We start from the raw sequence: 16,613 nt of genomic DNA, 5'->3' as shown, positions 1-16,613 counted from the left end.
GACCTAACTATCCAACCTGAGCACGGCAAGGAAGGCTTCTTGTGGAATTTCCACGTTGCCGACCTGTTTCATGCGTTTTTTACCGGCCTTTTGCTTTTCCAGCAGCTTCTTCTTACGACTGACGTCACCGCCGTAGCATTTGGCCAATACGTTCTTTCTGAGTGCCTTGACGGTTGTACGCGCCACAATCTGACCACCAATGGCGGCCTGGATTGCCACGTCGAACATCTGCCGCGGAATCAGGTCTTTCATCTTCTCGGTCAGCTGGCGACCTTTGTAGTGCGAGTTGTCACGGTGCACGATCAGCGCCAGGGCGTCGACCTTGTCGCCGTTGATCAGCACATCCAGTTTCACCAGGCTGGCCGATTGGTAACGATCGAAATGGTAGTCCAGAGAAGCATAGCCGCGACTGGTGGATTTCAGACGATCGAAGAAATCCAGCACCACTTCGTTCATCGGCAGGTCGTAGGTCACTTGCACCTGGGAGCCGAGGAACAGCATATCGACCTGTACGCCGCGTTTTTCGATGCACAGGGTAATGACGTTGCCCAGGTGCTCTTGCGGTACAAGAATGTTGGCCCGCACGATCGGTTCGCGCATGTCTTCGATCGACGACAGATCCGGCAGTTTCGACGGGTTATCGACGTAGATCGTTTCACCGGTCTTGAGCAGCAGCTCGAAGATTACCGTTGGCGCCGTGGTGATCAGATCCAGGTTGTATTCGCGCTCGAGGCGCTCCTGGATGATTTCCATGTGCAGCATGCCGAGGAAGCCGCAACGGAAGCCGAAGCCCAGGGCGTCGGAGCTTTCCGGGGTGTATTGCAGCGACGAATCGTTCAGGGTGAGCTTTTGCAGCGCTTCACGGAAATCTTCGAAGTCGTCGGAGCTGACCGGGAACAAACCGGCATAAACCTGCGGCTGGATGCGTTTGAACCCTGGCAGCACGTCGACGTCCGGGGTCGAGCTCAAGGTCAGGGTGTCGCCCACTGGCGCGCCATGAATGTCCTTGATGCTGGCAATGATGAAGCCCACTTCACCGGCCTTCAGGTCAGCAGTAGGTGTGTGTTTCGGGTTGAAGACACCAACGCTGTCCACCAGGTGAACCTTGCCGGTGGACTTGACCAGAATCTTGTCGCCTTTCTTCACGCGACCGTGGCGCACGCGCACCAGGGACACAACACCCAGGTAGTTGTCGAACCAGGAGTCGATGATCAACGCCTGCAGCGGATCTTCGATGTTGCCGGTCGGTGCCGGGATGGTGTTGACCAGGCGCTCCAGCACGTCATCGACGCCCAGGCCGGTCTTGGCACTGCAAGTGACCGCGTCGGTGGCATCGATGCCGATGATTTTTTCGATTTCTTCCTTGACGCGATCCGGATCAGCCTGAGGCAGGTCGATCTTGTTCAGCACCGGCATCACTTCCAGGCCTTGCTCGATGGCGGTGTAGCAGTTGGCAACCGACTGTGCTTCCACACCCTGACCGGCATCGACCACCAGCAGTGCGCCCTCACAGGCCGCCAACGAGCGGCTGACTTCGTAGGTGAAGTCAACGTGGCCTGGGGTGTCAATGAAGTTCAGCTGGTAGTTGATACCATCTTTGGCTTTGTAATAGAGGGTAACGCTGTGAGCCTTGATGGTGATCCCGCGCTCACGCTCAAGGTCCATGGAATCCAGTACCTGGGCTTCCATTTCACGCTCGGCCAGGCCGCCGCACATCTGGATGAAACGATCGGCCAGCGTCGACTTGCCATGGTCAATGTGGGCGATGATGGAGAAATTGCGGATATGACTCAAATCACTCACGGATCAACACTCAAAAAGGCTGCAGGCATAGCCCGCCGAAAAATAGCCGGGAATTGTACCTGATCCACGGCGCAAGCGTCACGTTCGCAGGTCAGACGGCGCATACAAAAACGCCCCGGTCTTGTGACAGGGGCGTTTTTTGACTCGTGAGGCCGGAAAAAAACCGTCCTTAACCGGCGCGGCGCAACAGCCAGAGCCCCGCCACGGCACAAATACCGGCAGGCACCAGCACCGCAAACAACGGCGAGAAACCGAACACCAGGCTCGAAGGCCCGAGCAAATCCTGCGCGATGCGGAAGGTGAACCCCACCAGCACACCGGTGAACACCCGCTGACCGAGGGTTACCGAGCGTAACGGACCAAAAATAAAGGAAATCGCCATCAGCACCAGCGCGGCGGTGACCAGCGGCTGCAACACCTTGACCCAAAATGCCAGCCAGTATTGGCCGTTGCTCAATCCTTGGTCCGCCAAGTAGTGGATATACCCCCACAGGCCGCTGATCGACAGCGACTCAGGCGCCATGACCACCGTACTCAGCAACTGTGGGCTCAACGCCACGTCCCAGCGCTCCTCCGGGGTATTGACCACTTCACTGCTTTTTCCATGGAACAGCGTGGTGGTGACATCCGTCAGCTGCCAGTGGTCTTTGTCGAACTCGGCACGTTTGGCAAAACTCGCCGACAACATATGGCGCTCTTTATCGAAGTGATAACGGGTAACGCCATACAGCAGACCATTGGGTTGCACGGAGTTCACGTGAATGAACTCTTCGCCCTGCCGGTGCCACAGACCGTGCTTGGCGCTTTGCGCATTACCGCTGCCCTGCGCCAGCGAACGGTTGGCTTGAGCGGTACTTTCAGTCGCTGGTGCGATGTACTCACCAATCAACACGCCCACCACCATCAGCACCAGCATCGGTTTCATCACCGCCCAGACGATCCGCCCGATCGAGACACCGGCTGCGCGCATGATGGTCAATTCGCTGTTGCTGGCCAGGCTGCCCAGACCGATCAGGCAACCAATCAGCGCGGCCATTGGCAGCATGTCGTACAGACGGCGCGGCGCGGTCAGCAAAACGTAATTCAGGGCATCGACCAGGGTGTAGGTATCGCTGACTTCGCTCATCTCGTCGATGAATGCGAACAAAGTCGCCAGGCCGAGAATGATCCCCAGTACTGCCAGGATCGACATGAACACACTGCTACCGATGTAGCGGTCGAGCTTAACCACGAGCCACCTCCAGCGCGGCGCGACGGCTCGCCAGCTTCAACTGCAAAGGCTCCCAGTAGAGCAGGCCCAGACCAATGACCAGGAATATTCCGTGCACCCACCACAAGCCCATGGCCGCCGGGATCTTGCCTTTATCCAGTGCGCCGCGAGCAGCAATCAGGAGGGTCAGGTAAGCCATATAAAGGAGAATCGCCGGCAGCAACTTGAGGAACCGGCCCTGGCGTGGGTTGACCCGCGACAGCGGCACGGCCATCAAGGTCACGACAAACACCAGCAACGGCAGCGATATGCGCCATTGCAATTCGGCACGCAGACGAATGTCTTCGCTGCCCATCAAGGACGCGGTGCTCATGGCGTCGCGATCGGTCACTTCGTCACTGACATCCGGTTTGGGCAACAGGACGCCGTACTCGTCATACTTGATCGCCCGGTAGTCGGCTTGCCCCGGATTACCGTCATAGCGGTAGCCATTGTCGAGAATCAGGTAGCGATTGCCGTCAGGACGAATCTCCTGGCGACCCTTTTCTGCCACCAGCACGGAGATCCCGCGATCTTTATTGTCGGTACTCATGTTCTTTTGCGAAATGAACACGCCACCCAGGTTGATGCGGTCATTAGATAACTGTTCGGTGTAGGTCACGCGAGTCCCATCACGCAGGGCCTGGAAGCGGCCTGGCTCCAGGGTATCGAACTCAGTCAGGGCATCTTGCTTGTTCAGCAGCAACTGGAACTGATTGGCCCCCTGTGGCGCCAAGCTTAGGCTCAACCATGCAACCACCAACGCCACCAAAGTGGCCGGGAACAGAGTCATGCGAAACAGGCGTTGCTGGCTCATGCCGGTGGCGGAAAGCACGGTCATTTCGCTCTCGAGGTACAAGCGGCCATACGCCAGCAAAATCCCGAGAAACAGGCCCAGCGGCAGGATCAGTTGCAGGAAGCCCGGCAGGCGAAAGCCCATGATCAGAAACAGCGAGCCCGGATCCAGCAGGCCCGAGGCCGCTTGTGCCAGGTATTTGATGAAGCGTCCGCTCATGATGATGACCAGCAGCACGGCACTGACGGCGCTCAAGGTCAACAGGACTTCGCGGGATAGATAACGGAAGACGATCAAACCAGACACTCCAGGGTTGTCAGGCTAAGGCGGCCGAACAAACAAACAGATCAGACAGCCCGCAAGGCAGGGCCGCCGAAAAAGATGGCGCATTATCCTGTGATTGGGTGCGCCTGTCACTGCGCAATGCATGGAAGCACCTGTAGGAGCGAGCCTGCTCGCGATGGTCGTCAACGATAACGCGGGGAGCCTGACACCCCCGCGCCGATCTCAGGTTCTTCGCGAGTGGGCTCGCTCCTACATTCATGCCGGCGAGGGTTGTCAGGCCCCGGTAGCGAGGTTCAAACTGCGGCCTTCGTCGTCGGCCATTGCTGGCGCCCGTCTATTTATAAGCAAGCGACGCACACACGCTGTAGAGCGCTTGCGAGTTGACCATCAATTCAGGGACCCGGACATGGAACTGGTTGTAAAAAGCGTTAACCCGGAAACGTTGAAGACTGCCACGCTGGTCGTCGCCGTCGGCGAGGGCCGCAAGCTCGGTGCCGCCGCCAAACAACTCGACGAACTCAGCGGTGGCGCAATCAGCGCCGTGCTCAAGCGCGGTGACCTGGCCGGTAAAGTCGGCCAGAGCCTGATGCTGCACAGCCTGCCGAACCTCAAGGCCGAACGTGTTCTGCTGGTCGGTGTTGGCAAGGATGAAGAACTGGGCGACCGCCCATTCCGCAAAATCGTCGCGGGCGTGCTCAACACCCTCAAAGGCCTGGGCGGCAGCGACGCGGTACTGGCCCTGGACGAAATCGTGGTGAAAGGCCGCGACAGCTACGGCAAGACCCGCCTGATGGCAGAAACCCTGGTGGACGGCGAGTACACCTTCGACCAGTTCAAGAGCCAGAAAGCCGAACCGCGCGCCTTGAAGAAAATCACCCTGCTGACCATCAAGGCTGCCCAGGCCGAAGTGCAACGCGCCGTGACCCACGCCACCGCCATCGCCAACGGTATGGCCTTCACCCGCAACCTTGGCAACCTGCCGCCGAACATCTGCCACCCGACCTTCCTCGGTGAACAAGCCAAAGACTTGGGTAAAGAGTTCAAAGACCTGAAAGTCGAAGTCCTCGACGAGAAGAAGATCAAAGCGCTGGGCATGGGTTCGTTCTACGCCGTGGGCCAGGGCAGCGCCCAGCCACCGCGCCTGATCGTCATGCAATACAACGGCGGCAAGAAATCCGAGAAGCCGTATGCACTGGTCGGCAAGGGCATCACCTTCGACACCGGCGGCATCAGCCTCAAGCCGGGTGCCGGCATGGATGAAATGAAGTACGACATGGGCGGCGCCGCCAGCGTGTTCGGCACCCTGCGGGCCGTGCTGGAACTGAAGTTGCCGATCAACCTGGTGTGCATCCTGGCCTGCGCCGAGAACATGCCGAGCGGTACCGCTTCGCGCCCAGGCGACATCGTCACCACCATGAGCGGCCAGACCGTGGAGATCCTCAACACCGACGCCGAAGGCCGTCTGGTGCTGTGCGATGCATTGACCTACTCCGAACGCTTCAAGCCACAAGCGGTGATCGACATCGCCACCCTGACCGGCGCCTGCGTCGTTGCACTGGGCTCCCACACCTCGGGCCTGCTGGGCAACAACGACGAGTTGATCGGCCAACTGTTGAGCGCCGGCAAGGCTGCCGACGACCGCGCCTGGCAACTGCCGCTGTTCGATGAGTATCAGGAGCAACTGGACAGCCCGTTCGCCGACATCGCCAACATCGGCGGCCCTAAAGCCGGCACTATCACCGCAGCCTGCTTCCTGTCGCGCTTCACCAAGAACCTGAACTGGGCCCACCTGGACATCGCCGGCACGGCCTGGACCAGCGGCGGCAAGGACAAGGGCGCCACTGGCCGTCCGGTCCCCCTGCTGACCCAATACCTGCTGGACCGCGCCAAAGCCTGAAACCGATGACTTCGGGCAGCGTCACTTTCGGGTGACGCCGCCTGAAGCTCAGGAACCGCAATGACCAAAGTCGACTTCTATATCCTGCCCAGCGCCGATCCTTCGGCACGCCTGGATTTTGCCTGCAAGCTCACCGAGAAAGCCTGGCGCATGGGCCACCGCGTCTACCTGCACTGCAGCGATGCCGCCCAGCGCGACGATCTCGATGCGCGCCTGTGGGCCTTCAAGGGCGAAAGCTTCGTGCCCCACGGCCCCGCCGAAAGCGAACCGGACAGCCTGATCGTACTGGGATGGGGCGATGATTGCGGTCAACATCAGGATTTGCTAATCAACCTCGACCTGAAGGTCCCGACCTTTGCCCAACGCTTCGCCCGTGTGGCGGAAGTGGTGGTCGAAGACCCGGTGATCCGCCAGGCCGCGCGGGAGAGTTTCCGTTTCTACCGCGAACAGGGCTATCCTCTGCAAGATCACCGTTTACAGCGACTCTGAGCACTCCGATGGACACTCCAAAACCGCTGCAAAAGCCCGTGGAATTGCTGGACGACCTTGAGTCGATCCGTCAATTGCTCGGCGATGACAACCTGCAACCGCCGCTGCTGACCGACACGGTCGAAGCCGGTGACCAGGAACAGATTCCCATGCTGTTCGACACTGTCAGCGAACCCGCGCCGACCGTCGAACCAACACCTGCCAAGCCCGCCGCCGAACCGGCACCGAGCACCAACCAGAACGCCGACGCGCAGCTATACCTCGACAGCGAACTGCGCGCCGCCGCGCAATTGATCATGCAAGACGTGATCGACGACTTCGCACCGCACATCGAAACCGAAATCAAGCGTCGCCTGAGTGCACGGCTGGAGCGGTTATTGAGTCAGTACAACGATTGAAACCGATTTGGCGTCATCACCACGAACCGCTTGTTTTTTTTGTAGGAGAGAGGCTTGCCCGCGAAGGCGTCCGTGAGATCGCCTTCGCGGGCAAGCCTCGCTCCTACGAAGAGCAGAAGTGCGGGTCAGGTGCTTAGATAACGCCCGATCAGCGCAATCCCGCTCGCCAGCACCAACCACGTCACCAGCCGCACAAAGGCCTCGCGAGACAAACGCATCGTCAAACGCCGGCCGAACCACAACCCCAGCGCCATGGCCGGCAACAAGCACAACGCCAGAACCAGCAACGGCAAATCGGCATACACCCCCGCAATAGCGAATAGACTCAGGCGCACCACCGTGCTGCAACTGATCAGCGCGCTTTGGGTCGCCCGCGCTTCCTCCTTCGGCAATCGGCTGTTCAAATAGATCGCATACAAAAAGCCGCCGCTGCCGAACAACGCACCGAACATCCCGCCCACCGTGCCCATCGGCAGCGCCCAAACGGCTGACAATTGCGCCGGACGGACTTTTACCCACAGGCTGTAAATCGCGTAGGCGCTGATGAACAGCCCCATCAACAGCAGCAAGAGATCGGATTTCAGGTTCAGCAGAAAAATCACCCCCAGGGTGCAGCCTACGGCCATGCACGGCAGCAACCGCAACAGCTCCGGCCTGGCCACGTCCCGTCGTGATGGCAACAGATTGCCGAACGCAGCGACGAAATCCAGCAGCACCAGCAACGGCACGATTTTCGACAACGGCATGAACAAGATCAGGATCGGCCCGGCCACTAATGCGGTACCGAACCCGGCAATGCCGAACACGATGTACGCCAGAGCGATACCCACCCCAATTACCAGCCAATTCACTGCGCCAAATGGCCATTGGTTCAACAACTCAAACACATTCATCAACCCATCTTCCTTGATTACCCATGATCACTGTAGGAGCTGCCGAAGGCTGCGATCTTTTGATCTTAAGAATCAAGGCCAAAAGATCGCAGCCTTCGGTAGCGCCTACAGGGTATCGTGCATTCCGTTGAGGATTGCCTTTATCATGCGCCCCATGATTAAAGATCCCTTTGCAAGACTCGGCCTGGACCGCGAAGTCCTGACCGTCAGCCAGCTCAACGGCCGCGCGCGGGTGTTGCTGGAAGACGTGTTCAGCAATATCTGGGTCGAAGGCGAAATCTCCAACCTCGCCCGCCCGGCATCCGGCCATGTGTATTTCACCCTCAAAGACAGCGGCGCCCAAGTGCGATGCGCACTCTTCCGGCAAAACGCTGCACGGGTGCGCCAGGCATTGAAGGACGGCCTGGCTGTCAAAGTGCGGGGTAAAGTCTCATTGTTCGAGGGACGCGGCGATTATCAGCTGATCCTCGACACCGTAGAGCCGGCCGGCGACGGCGCGTTGCGCCTGGCCTTCGATGCCTTGAAGGAAAAGCTCAGCGCCGAAGGCCTGTTCAGCGCCGACCGCAAAGTGCCATTACCGGCCCATCCGCAACGCATCGGTATCGTCAGTTCGCCCACCGGCGCCGTGATCCGCGACATCATCAGTGTGTTTCGCCGTCGCGCGCCTCAGGTGCAGCTGACGCTGATCCCCACCGCCGTCCAGGGTCGCGAAGCCACCGCACAAATTGTCCGTGCACTGAAGTTGGCAGACGCCCGTGGCTTCGATGCGTTGATCCTGGCCCGTGGCGGCGGCTCCCTGGAAGACCTCTGGTGCTTCAACGAGGAAGCGGTAGCCCGCGCAGTAGACGCCTGCGTAACTCCGATCGTCAGCGCCGTCGGCCATGAAACCGATGTATCGATCAGTGACTTCGTGGCCGACGTTCGCGCACCGACGCCTTCCGCCGCCGCCGAGCTGCTGGCACCGGATTCCAGCGACCTGCTGCGGCGGGTTGAAAGCCTGCACCGCCGATTGGTGATGCGCATGCGCGATCGCCTGATGCGGGATCGGCTGCGCCTGGAAGGCATCTCGCGCCGACTGCGTCATCCCGGCGAACGTCTGCGTCAGCAAGCCCAGCGCCTGGACGATCTGGACATGCGCCTGCGCCGCGCATTCGAGCGCAGTCTCAATACCCGTCGCGAACGCCTGATCCGTCTGGAAACGCGCCTCGCCGGGCAACATCCCGGCCGGCAGCTGGCAATGCTCCGCCAACGCCTCGACAGCCTTGCCGAGCGTTTGCCCCGTGCGATGCGCGAAGACTTGAAAAGCCGTCGCCTGCAACTGCAGAGCCAGATGCAGACACTGCATGTAGTCAGCCCCCTGGCGACCCTCGGCCGTGGCTACAGCATTTTGCTGGATGAGCGCGGCAACGCGATTCGCAACGCCGGGCAAACCCATACCGGCCAACGCCTGAAAGCCAAACTGGGCGAAGGCGAACTGCAAGTGCGGGTCGAAGACAATCACCTGACGCCCGTCACCCTTTCTCTACTGGATTGATCCATGCCGCGTTTTCTAGCTTCGCTTTTGTTGCTGTGCCTGACCTTCAATGCCCACGCCGACAGCTACATCACGCGGCTGCTGAATAAACCCGTGCCGGGTGGCGTGGCGGTGGTGGACCTGGGGGCTTCCCCTCAAGCACCAAAAGCCAGCTACCAAGGCAAGCCGGTGCTGGTGATCAAGGAACAAAACAACTGGCTGGCCATTGTTGGCGTGCCACTGACGGCCAAGCCAGGCACACAATCCATCATCAGCGGTGGTCGCAACCTGAGCTTCACCGTCGGCAACAAGAAATACCCGGAACAGCGCATCACCTTGAAAAACACACAACAGGTCAATCCCGACCCGGAGAACCTCAAGCGCATCGAGCGTGAGCTGGCCGAGCAGATCGCGGCCTACCGCACGTTCAGCCCGAACACCCCGAGCAACCTGCTGCTGGATAAACCGGTCAACGGTCCTCTGTCGAGCAAGTTTGGCGTGCGCCGTTTCTTCAACGGCGAAGAGCGCAATCCCCACTCAGGCCTGGATTTTGCCGTGCCTGCCGGTACGCCAATCAAGACCCCGGCGGCGGGCAAGGTGATTCTGATCGGCAACTACTTCTTTAACGGCAACACGGTATTCGTCGACCATGGCCAGGGCTTTATCAGCATGTTCTGTCACATGTCGAAGATTGATGTGAAGGTTGGCCAGCAATTGGCTCGCGGTGGCGTGGTCGGTAAGGTCGGCTCCACTGGTCGGGCAACCGGGCCGCATATGCACTGGAATGTCAGCCTCAATGATGCGCGGGTGGATCCAGCGATCTTTATCGGGGCATTTCAGCCGTAAGCAGGATCAAGAGATCGCAGCCTCATTGCACTCGACAGCTCCTACATATCTGGTCTGTAGGAGCTGTCGAGTGCAACGAGGCTGCGATCTTTTCAGAACCCTACTCAGCGTCCAGGTCCTCAATCCCATGGACTTCCCGATCCGCCAGACAGTGCCTGACCCACTCCTGAGTCTCCACCGAAAATCCGGTCAATTCCTGCGGCGTGATCAACTCCCGGGCGCACAAACCCAGCAGGTGCGAGCGCGCTTCATGGCGAGAAAACCTGAAGACGCCAAACGCCCAATACAGCTCTTTTTGCCCAGCCTTCAGCAGTTCCTCGCTGGCATCGATGCGCTCGTAAGGCGGGACACTCTTGTCCAGCACGATCTTTTCGACGTCGCTCATGATCCGGTTGCACATACGCTCATGGGCTGCCGGTCGTAACAGGCAATACAATTTCCAATCGGACTCGTTCATCGCCGACTCCCACTGACCCGTCGGGGCTCTAATGAAGGATAGCCTCGATGCGAGTGCCCGACGCTTAAACCATCGATTGCGCAGCGTTGAATCCTTGCGCAAAAAACCACAAGAACAGGGTTATTCAGAGCAATAAAATCTCGATCTGAAGGCCTCAGCGAGTATTCCTCTCAATTTTTTCCGACTGCTTGCCATCCTTACCTACGGCGGTTAGGGTTGAAGACATGAAAACCTCTCACACCCTCATTCAGCTCCGTCAGCATCGCAGTTTGTGCCTTGTCAGTGCACGACTGCCGGGCTGAATCGCGGCGCCTCGTCTCACGCTTTACCCCCAGAACATTTGATCCACCGGCAGGCCGCCTTTTTTCGGCCCACACAATAAGGATTTCCCGATGAGCATGCTCAAAGACCCGTCTTCGAAATACCGCGCGTTCCCCGTGATCAACCTGCCGGACCGCACTTGGCCGTCGAAGACCATCACCGCCGCCCCAATCTGGTGCAGCTCCGACCTGCGTGACGGTAACCAGTCGCTGATCGAACCGATGGACTCTGCCAAGAAGCTGCGCTTCTGGAAAACCCTGGTGCAGGTTGGCGTGAAGGAAATCGAAGCCTCCTTCCCATCCGCCTCGCAAACCGATTTCGATTTCGTCCGCACCCTGATTGAAGACGGCCATATCCCGGACGACACCACCATCCAGGTATTGACCCAGGCACGAGAAGATTTGATCGCGCGTACGTTCGAATCCCTGCGTGGCGCGAAAAAAGCCATCGTTCACCTGTACAACGCTACTTCTCCTTCGTTCCGCCGCATTGTCTTCAACCAGGACAAGGAAGGCGTCAAGGAAATCGCTGTGAACGCGGCCAAGCTGTTCGTCAAATATGCCGCCCAGCAACCTGAAACCGAGTGGACCTTCCAGTACTCCCCGGAAACCTTCAGCGCTACCGAGCTCGAGGTCGCCAAGGAAGTCTGTGATGCGGTGATCGAAGTCTGGAACCCGACGCCCGAGCGCAAGATGATCCTCAATCTGCCGGCCACGGTGGAATGCGCCACGCCGAACATCTATGCCGACCAGATCGAATGGTTCGGCCGTCACATCAACCGTCGTGACAGCGTGATCATCAGCCTGCACACCCACAACGACCGTGGCACCGGCGTAGCCGCCACCGAGCTGGGCCTGATGGCCGGCGCTGACCGTGTCGAAGGCTGCCTGTTCGGCAACGGCGAACGTACCGGTAACGTCGACTTGGTGACCGTGGCGCTCAACATGTACACCCAGGGCCTGAACCCTGAGCTGGACTTCTCTGACATCGACGGCGTGCGCAAGGTCGTCGAAGAGTGCAACCAGATCCAGGTTCACCCACGTCACCCGTACGTTGGCGACCTGGTGCACACCGCCTTCTCCGGCTCCCACCAGGACGCGATCCGCAAGGGCTTCGCCCAGCAGAAACCGGACGCCCTGTGGGAAGTGCCTTACCTGCCGATCGACCCGGCCGACATCGGCCGCAGCTACGAAGCGGTCATCCGCGTCAACAGCCAGTCGGGCAAGGGCGGTATCGCCTACCTGCTGGAACAGGAATACGGCATCAGCCTGCCACGTCGCATGCAGATCGAGTTCAGCCAGGTCGTGCAGCGTGAGACCGACCGCCTGGGCCTGGAAATGACTGCCCAACAGATCCACGAACTGCTGCGCAGCGAGTACTTGCAAGCCAACACCCCGTACGCATTGGTCAGCCATCGCCTGCAAGAAGAAAACGGCCACAGCGCCGTCGAAGTGGAAGTGGCGAGCAAAGGCCAGGGCGAGACCAACCTGCACTGGCGCGGCAAGGGCAATGGTGCCCTGGAAGCACTGGTGGCGGGCCTGCCGATTCCGGTGGAAATCATGGACTACAACGAACACGCCATCGGCGCGGGCACCAATGCCAAGGCTGCGGCCTACATTGAACTGCGAGTGAATGGCGAGCGTGCGGTGCACGGCGTCGGTATCGACGAAAACATCACCACCGCCAGCTTCAAGGCCCTGTTCAGCGCGCTGAACCGCTCGCTGAGCCAGCCGGAAGCGAAAGCGGCGTAAGCCTTCGCTGTAATGCAAAAGGCCCCGGGGTGCGAACCTCGGGGCCTTTTTTATTGCTTGAAGATCAAAAGATCGCAGCCTTCGGCAGCTCCTACATTGGAATGCGGTCCTCTGTAGGAGCTGCCGAAGGCTGCGATCTTTTCGTCACCAACAAAGTATCAGGTGAACTCGAAAGTATCGGCATCCAGATTTGCCGGAAACCTAGCGCGATACGCCGCCAGTTCCGCTGCATCCAGCACGACCTTGAACACCCCGTCCGCCTCCCCCGCACTGAGCAATGTCTCGCCCTGGAAGTCCAGGACCTGACTGTCACCGGTATAGGCAAAACCTTTGCCATCCGTACCGACACGGTTCACCGCCGCCACATAGCACAGGTTCTCGATCGCCCGCGCCGGCAGCAAACGATTCCAGTGCAAACGCCGTGCTCCCGGCCAGTTGGCGGTGTACAACAGAAGATCCGTGTCCTGGGCGTCGCGACTCCATACAGGGAAGCGCAGGTCGTAGCAAATCAGCGGTCGCACCCGCCAGCCCTTGAGCTCGAACTGCACCTGGCGGTCACCCGGGGTGTAGTGGTTGTGCTCACCGGCCATGCGGAACAGATGGCGCTTGTCGTAGTGCAGCACCTCGCCATCCGGCCGCGCCCACAGCAGGCGATTACGATGACTGCCATCAGCGACCTGTACGATGACGCTACCGGTGACCACCGCATCGAGCTTCGCCGCCTGGGCCCGCAGCCACTTACTGGTGGGGCCGTTTTCCGCCTCGGCGAGCGTCTCGGACTCCATGGAGAAACCGGTAGTGAACATCTCCGGCAGGATGATCAAATCAGCACCACGGGCCTGTTCGAGCAAGGGCTCGAAGTGCGCCAGATTTGCCTGGCGGTCGTGCCAGGCCAACGTTGTCTGAATCAGCGCAACAGTCAGTTTCGGCAAGGTACTCAGATCACGCATAGTTTTTCCGCCGCTTCACGCAACGTCTCCTCGCGCTTGGCAAAACACAGCCGAACCAGACGCTGGCCTTCAGGCGGAGTCTGGTAGAACACCGAGATCGGAATGCTCGCCACACCGTGTTCGCGGGTCATCCATAGCGCCATCTCGACGTCGTTGAGGTCCGGGCGGATTTGCGAGTAATCGACCAACTGGAAATACGTACCCGCGACCCGACTGAAACTGAAGCGCGATGGGGACAGCAGGTCGCAGAACAGATCGCGCTTGGCCTGATAAAAACCCGGTAGTTCTTCAACATGCTCCGGGTGCTCGGCCATGTAATCGGCCAGGGCAAATTGCAGCGGCGTCACACCGCAAAAACTGACGTACTGGTGCACCTTGCGCAGCTCGGACGTCAGGGCTAGCGGTGCGACCACGTAGCCGGTTTTCCATCCGGTGACGTGATAGGTCTTGCCAAAGGAACTGACCACGAATGCACGCTGATACAGCTCTTCATGGGCCAGCACGCTGACGTGGGGTACGCCGTCGTAAACCAGGTGCTCGTAGACTTCGTCGCTGATCACGTAGATATCGCGATCGCGGATCAACTCTGCCAACTGGTCCAACTCGGCACGACTGATCAAAGCACCGCTGGGGTTGTGAGGCGTATTGAGGATGATCATCCGTGTGCGCGGACTCAGCGCTTCGGTGAGTTTCTCGAAGTCGATGCTGAAATCCTTTACGCCCAGTTGCACATGCACGCAACGTCCGCCGGCCAGTTCAACCGAAGGTTCGTAACTGTCATAGGCGGGATCGAACACGATGACTTCGTCACCGCTGTGGATAACCGCCTGGATGGCGCAGAAGATCGCCTGGGTCGCACCTGGGGTGACGGTCACTTCGTGATCGGCATCGACGCTAGCGCCATAGCTACGGGCGATCTTGGCCGCAATCTGTTGACGCAAGGCCGGCAGGCCAGTCATTGGCGAATATTGGTTGTGGCCACTGGCGATATGCCGACCGACCGCGTCGCGCAGGGCTTGCGGGCCGTCGAAATCAGGAAAACCCTGGGATAGATTGAGCGCGCCGGTCTGAGCCGCGAGCTGAGACATCTGAGTGAAGATAGTGATGCCGACATTCGGCAGCTTACTGGTGATCATCGGTGATTCCCTGCTCTACACCCGGCTCTAACGTCGGCGCGGGAGAGCCCGAGGATAGCCCATCCGACAGCCATAAAAAAAGGGCGCCAGAAGCACCCTTTTTTTGAATCCGATCCTGTAGGAGCAAGGCTTGCCCGCGATGGCGACATCACGGCTGTACAGATACACCGCATTATCGTTCATCGCGGGCAAGCCATGCTCCTACAGAAAGCAGGCAGCCCTGAATCAACGCTTATCGCGGCGCTTCTTGTCGGCTTTCTTGTGGTGCGACATCAAACGGCGCTTCTTGTTGACCTGGCGGTCGGTGAGCGAGTTCTTGTTGCCTTCGTACGGGTTTTCGCCGCCCTTGAACTCGATGCGGATCGGCGTGCCGACCAGCTTCAGGACACGACGATAGGTGTTTTCCAGGTAACGAACGTAAGACTTCGGCACCTTCTCGATCTGGTTACCGTGAATCACGATGATCGGCGGGTTCGCGCCACCCAGGTGAGCGTAACGCAGCTTGATACGGCGGCTGTTGACCATCGGTGGCTGGTGCTCGCTGACTGCGTCTTCGAGAATTTGCGTCAGGCGGCTGGTCGGCCAACGGGTGACCGCCGATTTGAACGAGTTCTGCACCGAAGCGTAGAGGTTACCGACACCAGTACCGTGCAGCGCCGAGATGAAGTGGATGTCGGCAAAGTCAACGAAGAACAGCCGGCGCTCCAGCTCGGTCTTCACATAATCGCGCTCGCCCGGCGTCATGCCATCCCACTTGTTGAGTGCGATCACCAGCGCACGACCGGCTTCCAGCGCAAAGCCCAGCAGGTTGAGGTCGTGATCCACCACGCCTTCGCGGGCGTCCATCACGAAGATCACCACGTTGGCGTCTTTAATCGCTTGCAGGGTTTTGACCACGGAGAATTTTTCGACTTCTTCGTGGATCTTGCCGCGCTTGCGCACACCGGCGGTGTCGATCAGCGTGTACTTCTCTTCGTTACGCTCGAACGGGATGTAGATACTGTCGCGGGTGGTGCCGGGCTGGTCATAAACGATGACTCGTTCTTCACCGAGCATGCGGTTGACCAGGGTCGACTTGCCGACGTTCGGGCGACCGATGATGGCGATCTTGATCCCGTCCTTTTCGCTCGGACCAGGAATGCGCTTGGCTTCCTCGCCTTCGGCAACGATCTCTTCCTCTTCGCCTTCCTGCGGCTCGTCATCATCGCGCGGGAAATCGCCCAAGGCGGCTTCCAGCAACTGAGTGATGCCGCGACCGTGGGCACCGGCGATCGGGATCGCGTGGCCCATACCCAGCGGGGCGAATTCGGCGCGGGCCATTTCAGGATCGATGTTGTCGACCTTGTTGGCGACCACATACGAACGCTTGTTACGTTTGCGCAAATGCTCGCCGATCATCTGGTCGGCGGCGGTAAAACCGGCCTTGGCATCTACCAGGAACAGAACGACATCCGCTTCTTCAATGGCCAGCAGCGACTGCTCGGCCATTTTCTCGTCCATACCATGTTCGTCACCGGAGATACCGCCGGTGTCGATCAGAATGTAGGAACGCCCTTGCCACTTGGCCTCACCGTACTGGCGATCACGGGTCAGACCGGACAAGTCGCCGACGATGGCGTCGCGAGTCCTGGTCAGGCGGTTGAACAAGGTGGACTTGCCGACGTTCGGTCGGCCCACCAGGGCGATTACGGGAACCATGCGGCTCTCCACTTCGTTATTTCAGAAAATACAAAAGCCGCTGCGAGGCAGCGGCTGGTGCTCGGGGCAATCACTGTAGAAGCGAGCATGCTCGCGAAAAACGCAAAAACACCGCGTTCATTCAGATAGCC

14 protein-coding genes are annotated in these 16,613 nt (G+C 59.4%); 6 read left to right on the top strand and 8 right to left on the bottom strand.

The window, feature by feature from the left end:
• Window positions 1-3: 3 nt before the first annotated feature.
• The 3 genes from lepA to lptF form a co-directional block, all read right to left on the bottom strand.
• Window positions 4-1,803, bottom strand: coding sequence for a translation elongation factor 4 (gene lepA, locus ABTV22_RS05065; protein ID WP_433738844.1), 1,800 nt, complete (start codon window positions 1,801-1,803; stop codon window positions 4-6).
• Window positions 1,804-1,972: 169 nt separating this feature from the next.
• Window positions 1,973-3,034 (bottom strand): LPS export ABC transporter permease LptG, encoded by a 1,062-nt coding sequence (lptG, locus tag ABTV22_RS05060; RefSeq protein WP_433738843.1) that lies wholly within the window; start codon window positions 3,032-3,034, stop codon window positions 1,973-1,975.
• Complete coding sequence (gene lptF, locus ABTV22_RS05055; protein ID WP_433738842.1) at window positions 3,027-4,145, bottom strand: LPS export ABC transporter permease LptF; 1,119 nt, start codon at window positions 4,143-4,145, stop codon at window positions 3,027-3,029. The genes lptG and lptF overlap by 8 nt, the downstream gene beginning before the upstream one ends.
• A 394-nt stretch (window positions 4,146-4,539) precedes the next feature.
• On the opposite strand from lptF, the gene ABTV22_RS05050 reads away from it, so the two are divergent.
• From ABTV22_RS05050 to ABTV22_RS05040, 3 genes are read left to right on the top strand one after another with little or no spacing between them, the layout of a single operon-like run.
• Complete coding sequence (locus ABTV22_RS05050; RefSeq protein ID WP_433738841.1) at window positions 4,540-6,030, top strand: leucyl aminopeptidase; 1,491 nt, start codon at window positions 4,540-4,542, stop codon at window positions 6,028-6,030.
• Between the two features lie 60 nt (window positions 6,031-6,090).
• Entirely contained in the window at window positions 6,091-6,519 is a 429-nt protein-coding gene (locus ABTV22_RS05045) for a DNA polymerase III subunit chi (protein ID WP_433738840.1), read from the top strand.
• A gap of 8 nt (window positions 6,520-6,527) precedes the next feature.
• Entirely contained in the window at window positions 6,528-6,917 is a 390-nt protein-coding gene (locus tag ABTV22_RS05040; RefSeq protein ID WP_433738839.1) for a DNA polymerase III subunit chi, read from the top strand.
• Window positions 6,918-7,042: 125 nt separating this feature from the next.
• Here the strand turns inward: ABTV22_RS05040 and ABTV22_RS05035 are convergent, their stop codons facing one another.
• On the bottom strand, window positions 7,043-7,810 hold the full coding sequence (locus tag ABTV22_RS05035; protein ID WP_433738838.1) for a sulfite exporter TauE/SafE family protein: 768 nt from the start codon (window positions 7,808-7,810) through the stop codon (window positions 7,043-7,045).
• A 154-nt stretch (window positions 7,811-7,964) separates the two neighbouring features.
• Between ABTV22_RS05035 and xseA the strand changes: the two genes are divergently transcribed.
• Complete coding sequence (xseA, locus tag ABTV22_RS05030) at window positions 7,965-9,344, top strand: exodeoxyribonuclease VII large subunit (RefSeq protein WP_433741302.1); 1,380 nt, start codon at window positions 7,965-7,967, stop codon at window positions 9,342-9,344.
• 3 nt (window positions 9,345-9,347) lie between these two features.
• Window positions 9,348-10,169: a peptidoglycan DD-metalloendopeptidase family protein gene (locus ABTV22_RS05025; RefSeq protein WP_433738837.1), complete on the top strand. Its 822-nt coding sequence runs from the start codon at window positions 9,348-9,350 to the stop codon at window positions 10,167-10,169.
• 100 nt (window positions 10,170-10,269) lie between these two features.
• On the opposite strand, the gene ABTV22_RS05020 is transcribed toward ABTV22_RS05025, so the two are convergent.
• Entirely contained in the window at window positions 10,270-10,626 is a 357-nt protein-coding gene (locus ABTV22_RS05020) for a hypothetical protein (RefSeq protein WP_433738836.1), read from the bottom strand.
• Between the two features lie 392 nt (window positions 10,627-11,018).
• On the opposite strand from ABTV22_RS05020, the gene leuA reads away from it, so the two are divergent.
• Window positions 11,019-12,698 (top strand): 2-isopropylmalate synthase, encoded by a 1,680-nt coding sequence (leuA, locus tag ABTV22_RS05015; protein ID WP_433738835.1) that lies wholly within the window; start codon window positions 11,019-11,021, stop codon window positions 12,696-12,698.
• Between the two features lie 158 nt (window positions 12,699-12,856).
• Here leuA and ABTV22_RS05010 read toward each other — a convergent pair whose 3' ends face one another.
• The 3 genes from ABTV22_RS05010 to der all read right to left on the bottom strand — a co-directional run bounded on the left by ABTV22_RS05010 (window position 12,857) and on the right by der (window position 16,482).
• On the bottom strand, window positions 12,857-13,648 hold the full coding sequence (locus ABTV22_RS05010) for an amidohydrolase (protein ID WP_433738834.1): 792 nt from the start codon (window positions 13,646-13,648) through the stop codon (window positions 12,857-12,859).
• Window positions 13,636-14,784: a pyridoxal phosphate-dependent aminotransferase gene (locus ABTV22_RS05005; protein ID WP_433738833.1), complete on the bottom strand. Its 1,149-nt coding sequence runs from the start codon at window positions 14,782-14,784 to the stop codon at window positions 13,636-13,638. The genes ABTV22_RS05010 and ABTV22_RS05005 overlap by 13 nt, the downstream gene beginning before the upstream one ends.
• Before the next feature lie 225 nt (window positions 14,785-15,009).
• Window positions 15,010-16,482: a ribosome biogenesis GTPase Der gene (gene der, locus ABTV22_RS05000; RefSeq protein WP_433738832.1), complete on the bottom strand. Its 1,473-nt coding sequence runs from the start codon at window positions 16,480-16,482 to the stop codon at window positions 15,010-15,012.
• Window positions 16,483-16,613: the final 131 nt, after the last annotated feature.

It is taken from the genome of Pseudomonas putida (assembly GCF_050990305.1).
In the GTDB taxonomy this organism is placed as follows: domain Bacteria; phylum Pseudomonadota; class Gammaproteobacteria; order Pseudomonadales; family Pseudomonadaceae; genus Aquipseudomonas; species Aquipseudomonas putida_AH.
The sequence above is the reverse complement of the archived record's forward strand: the minus strand, read 5'-3'. Positions and strand labels throughout refer to the sequence as shown.

Excerpts from the sequence above, each read along its gene's own strand:
- leuA (WP_433738835.1), top strand. The coding sequence starts at position 11,019 with ATGAGCATGCTCAAAGACCCGTCTTCGAAATACCGCGCGTTCCCCGTG.
- xseA (WP_433741302.1), top strand. The coding sequence starts at position 7,965 with ATGATTAAAGATCCCTTTGCAAGACTCGGCCTGGACCGCGAAGTCCTG.
- ABTV22_RS05010 (WP_433738834.1), bottom strand. The coding sequence starts at position 13,648 with ATGCGTGATCTGAGTACCTTGCCGAAACTGACTGTTGCGCTGATTCAG.
- ABTV22_RS05040 (WP_433738839.1), top strand. The coding sequence starts at position 6,528 with ATGGACACTCCAAAACCGCTGCAAAAGCCCGTGGAATTGCTGGACGAC.
- ABTV22_RS05025 (WP_433738837.1), top strand. The coding sequence starts at position 9,348 with ATGCCGCGTTTTCTAGCTTCGCTTTTGTTGCTGTGCCTGACCTTCAAT.
- ABTV22_RS05050 (WP_433738841.1), top strand. The coding sequence starts at position 4,540 with ATGGAACTGGTTGTAAAAAGCGTTAACCCGGAAACGTTGAAGACTGCC.
- der (WP_433738832.1), bottom strand. The coding sequence starts at position 16,482 with ATGGTTCCCGTAATCGCCCTGGTGGGCCGACCGAACGTCGGCAAGTCC.
- ABTV22_RS05035 (WP_433738838.1), bottom strand. The coding sequence starts at position 7,810 with ATGAATGTGTTTGAGTTGTTGAACCAATGGCCATTTGGCGCAGTGAAT.
- ABTV22_RS05020 (WP_433738836.1), bottom strand. The coding sequence starts at position 10,626 with ATGAACGAGTCCGATTGGAAATTGTATTGCCTGTTACGACCGGCAGCC.
- ABTV22_RS05005 (WP_433738833.1), bottom strand. The coding sequence starts at position 14,784 with ATGATCACCAGTAAGCTGCCGAATGTCGGCATCACTATCTTCACTCAG.
- ABTV22_RS05045 (WP_433738840.1), top strand. The coding sequence starts at position 6,091 with ATGACCAAAGTCGACTTCTATATCCTGCCCAGCGCCGATCCTTCGGCA.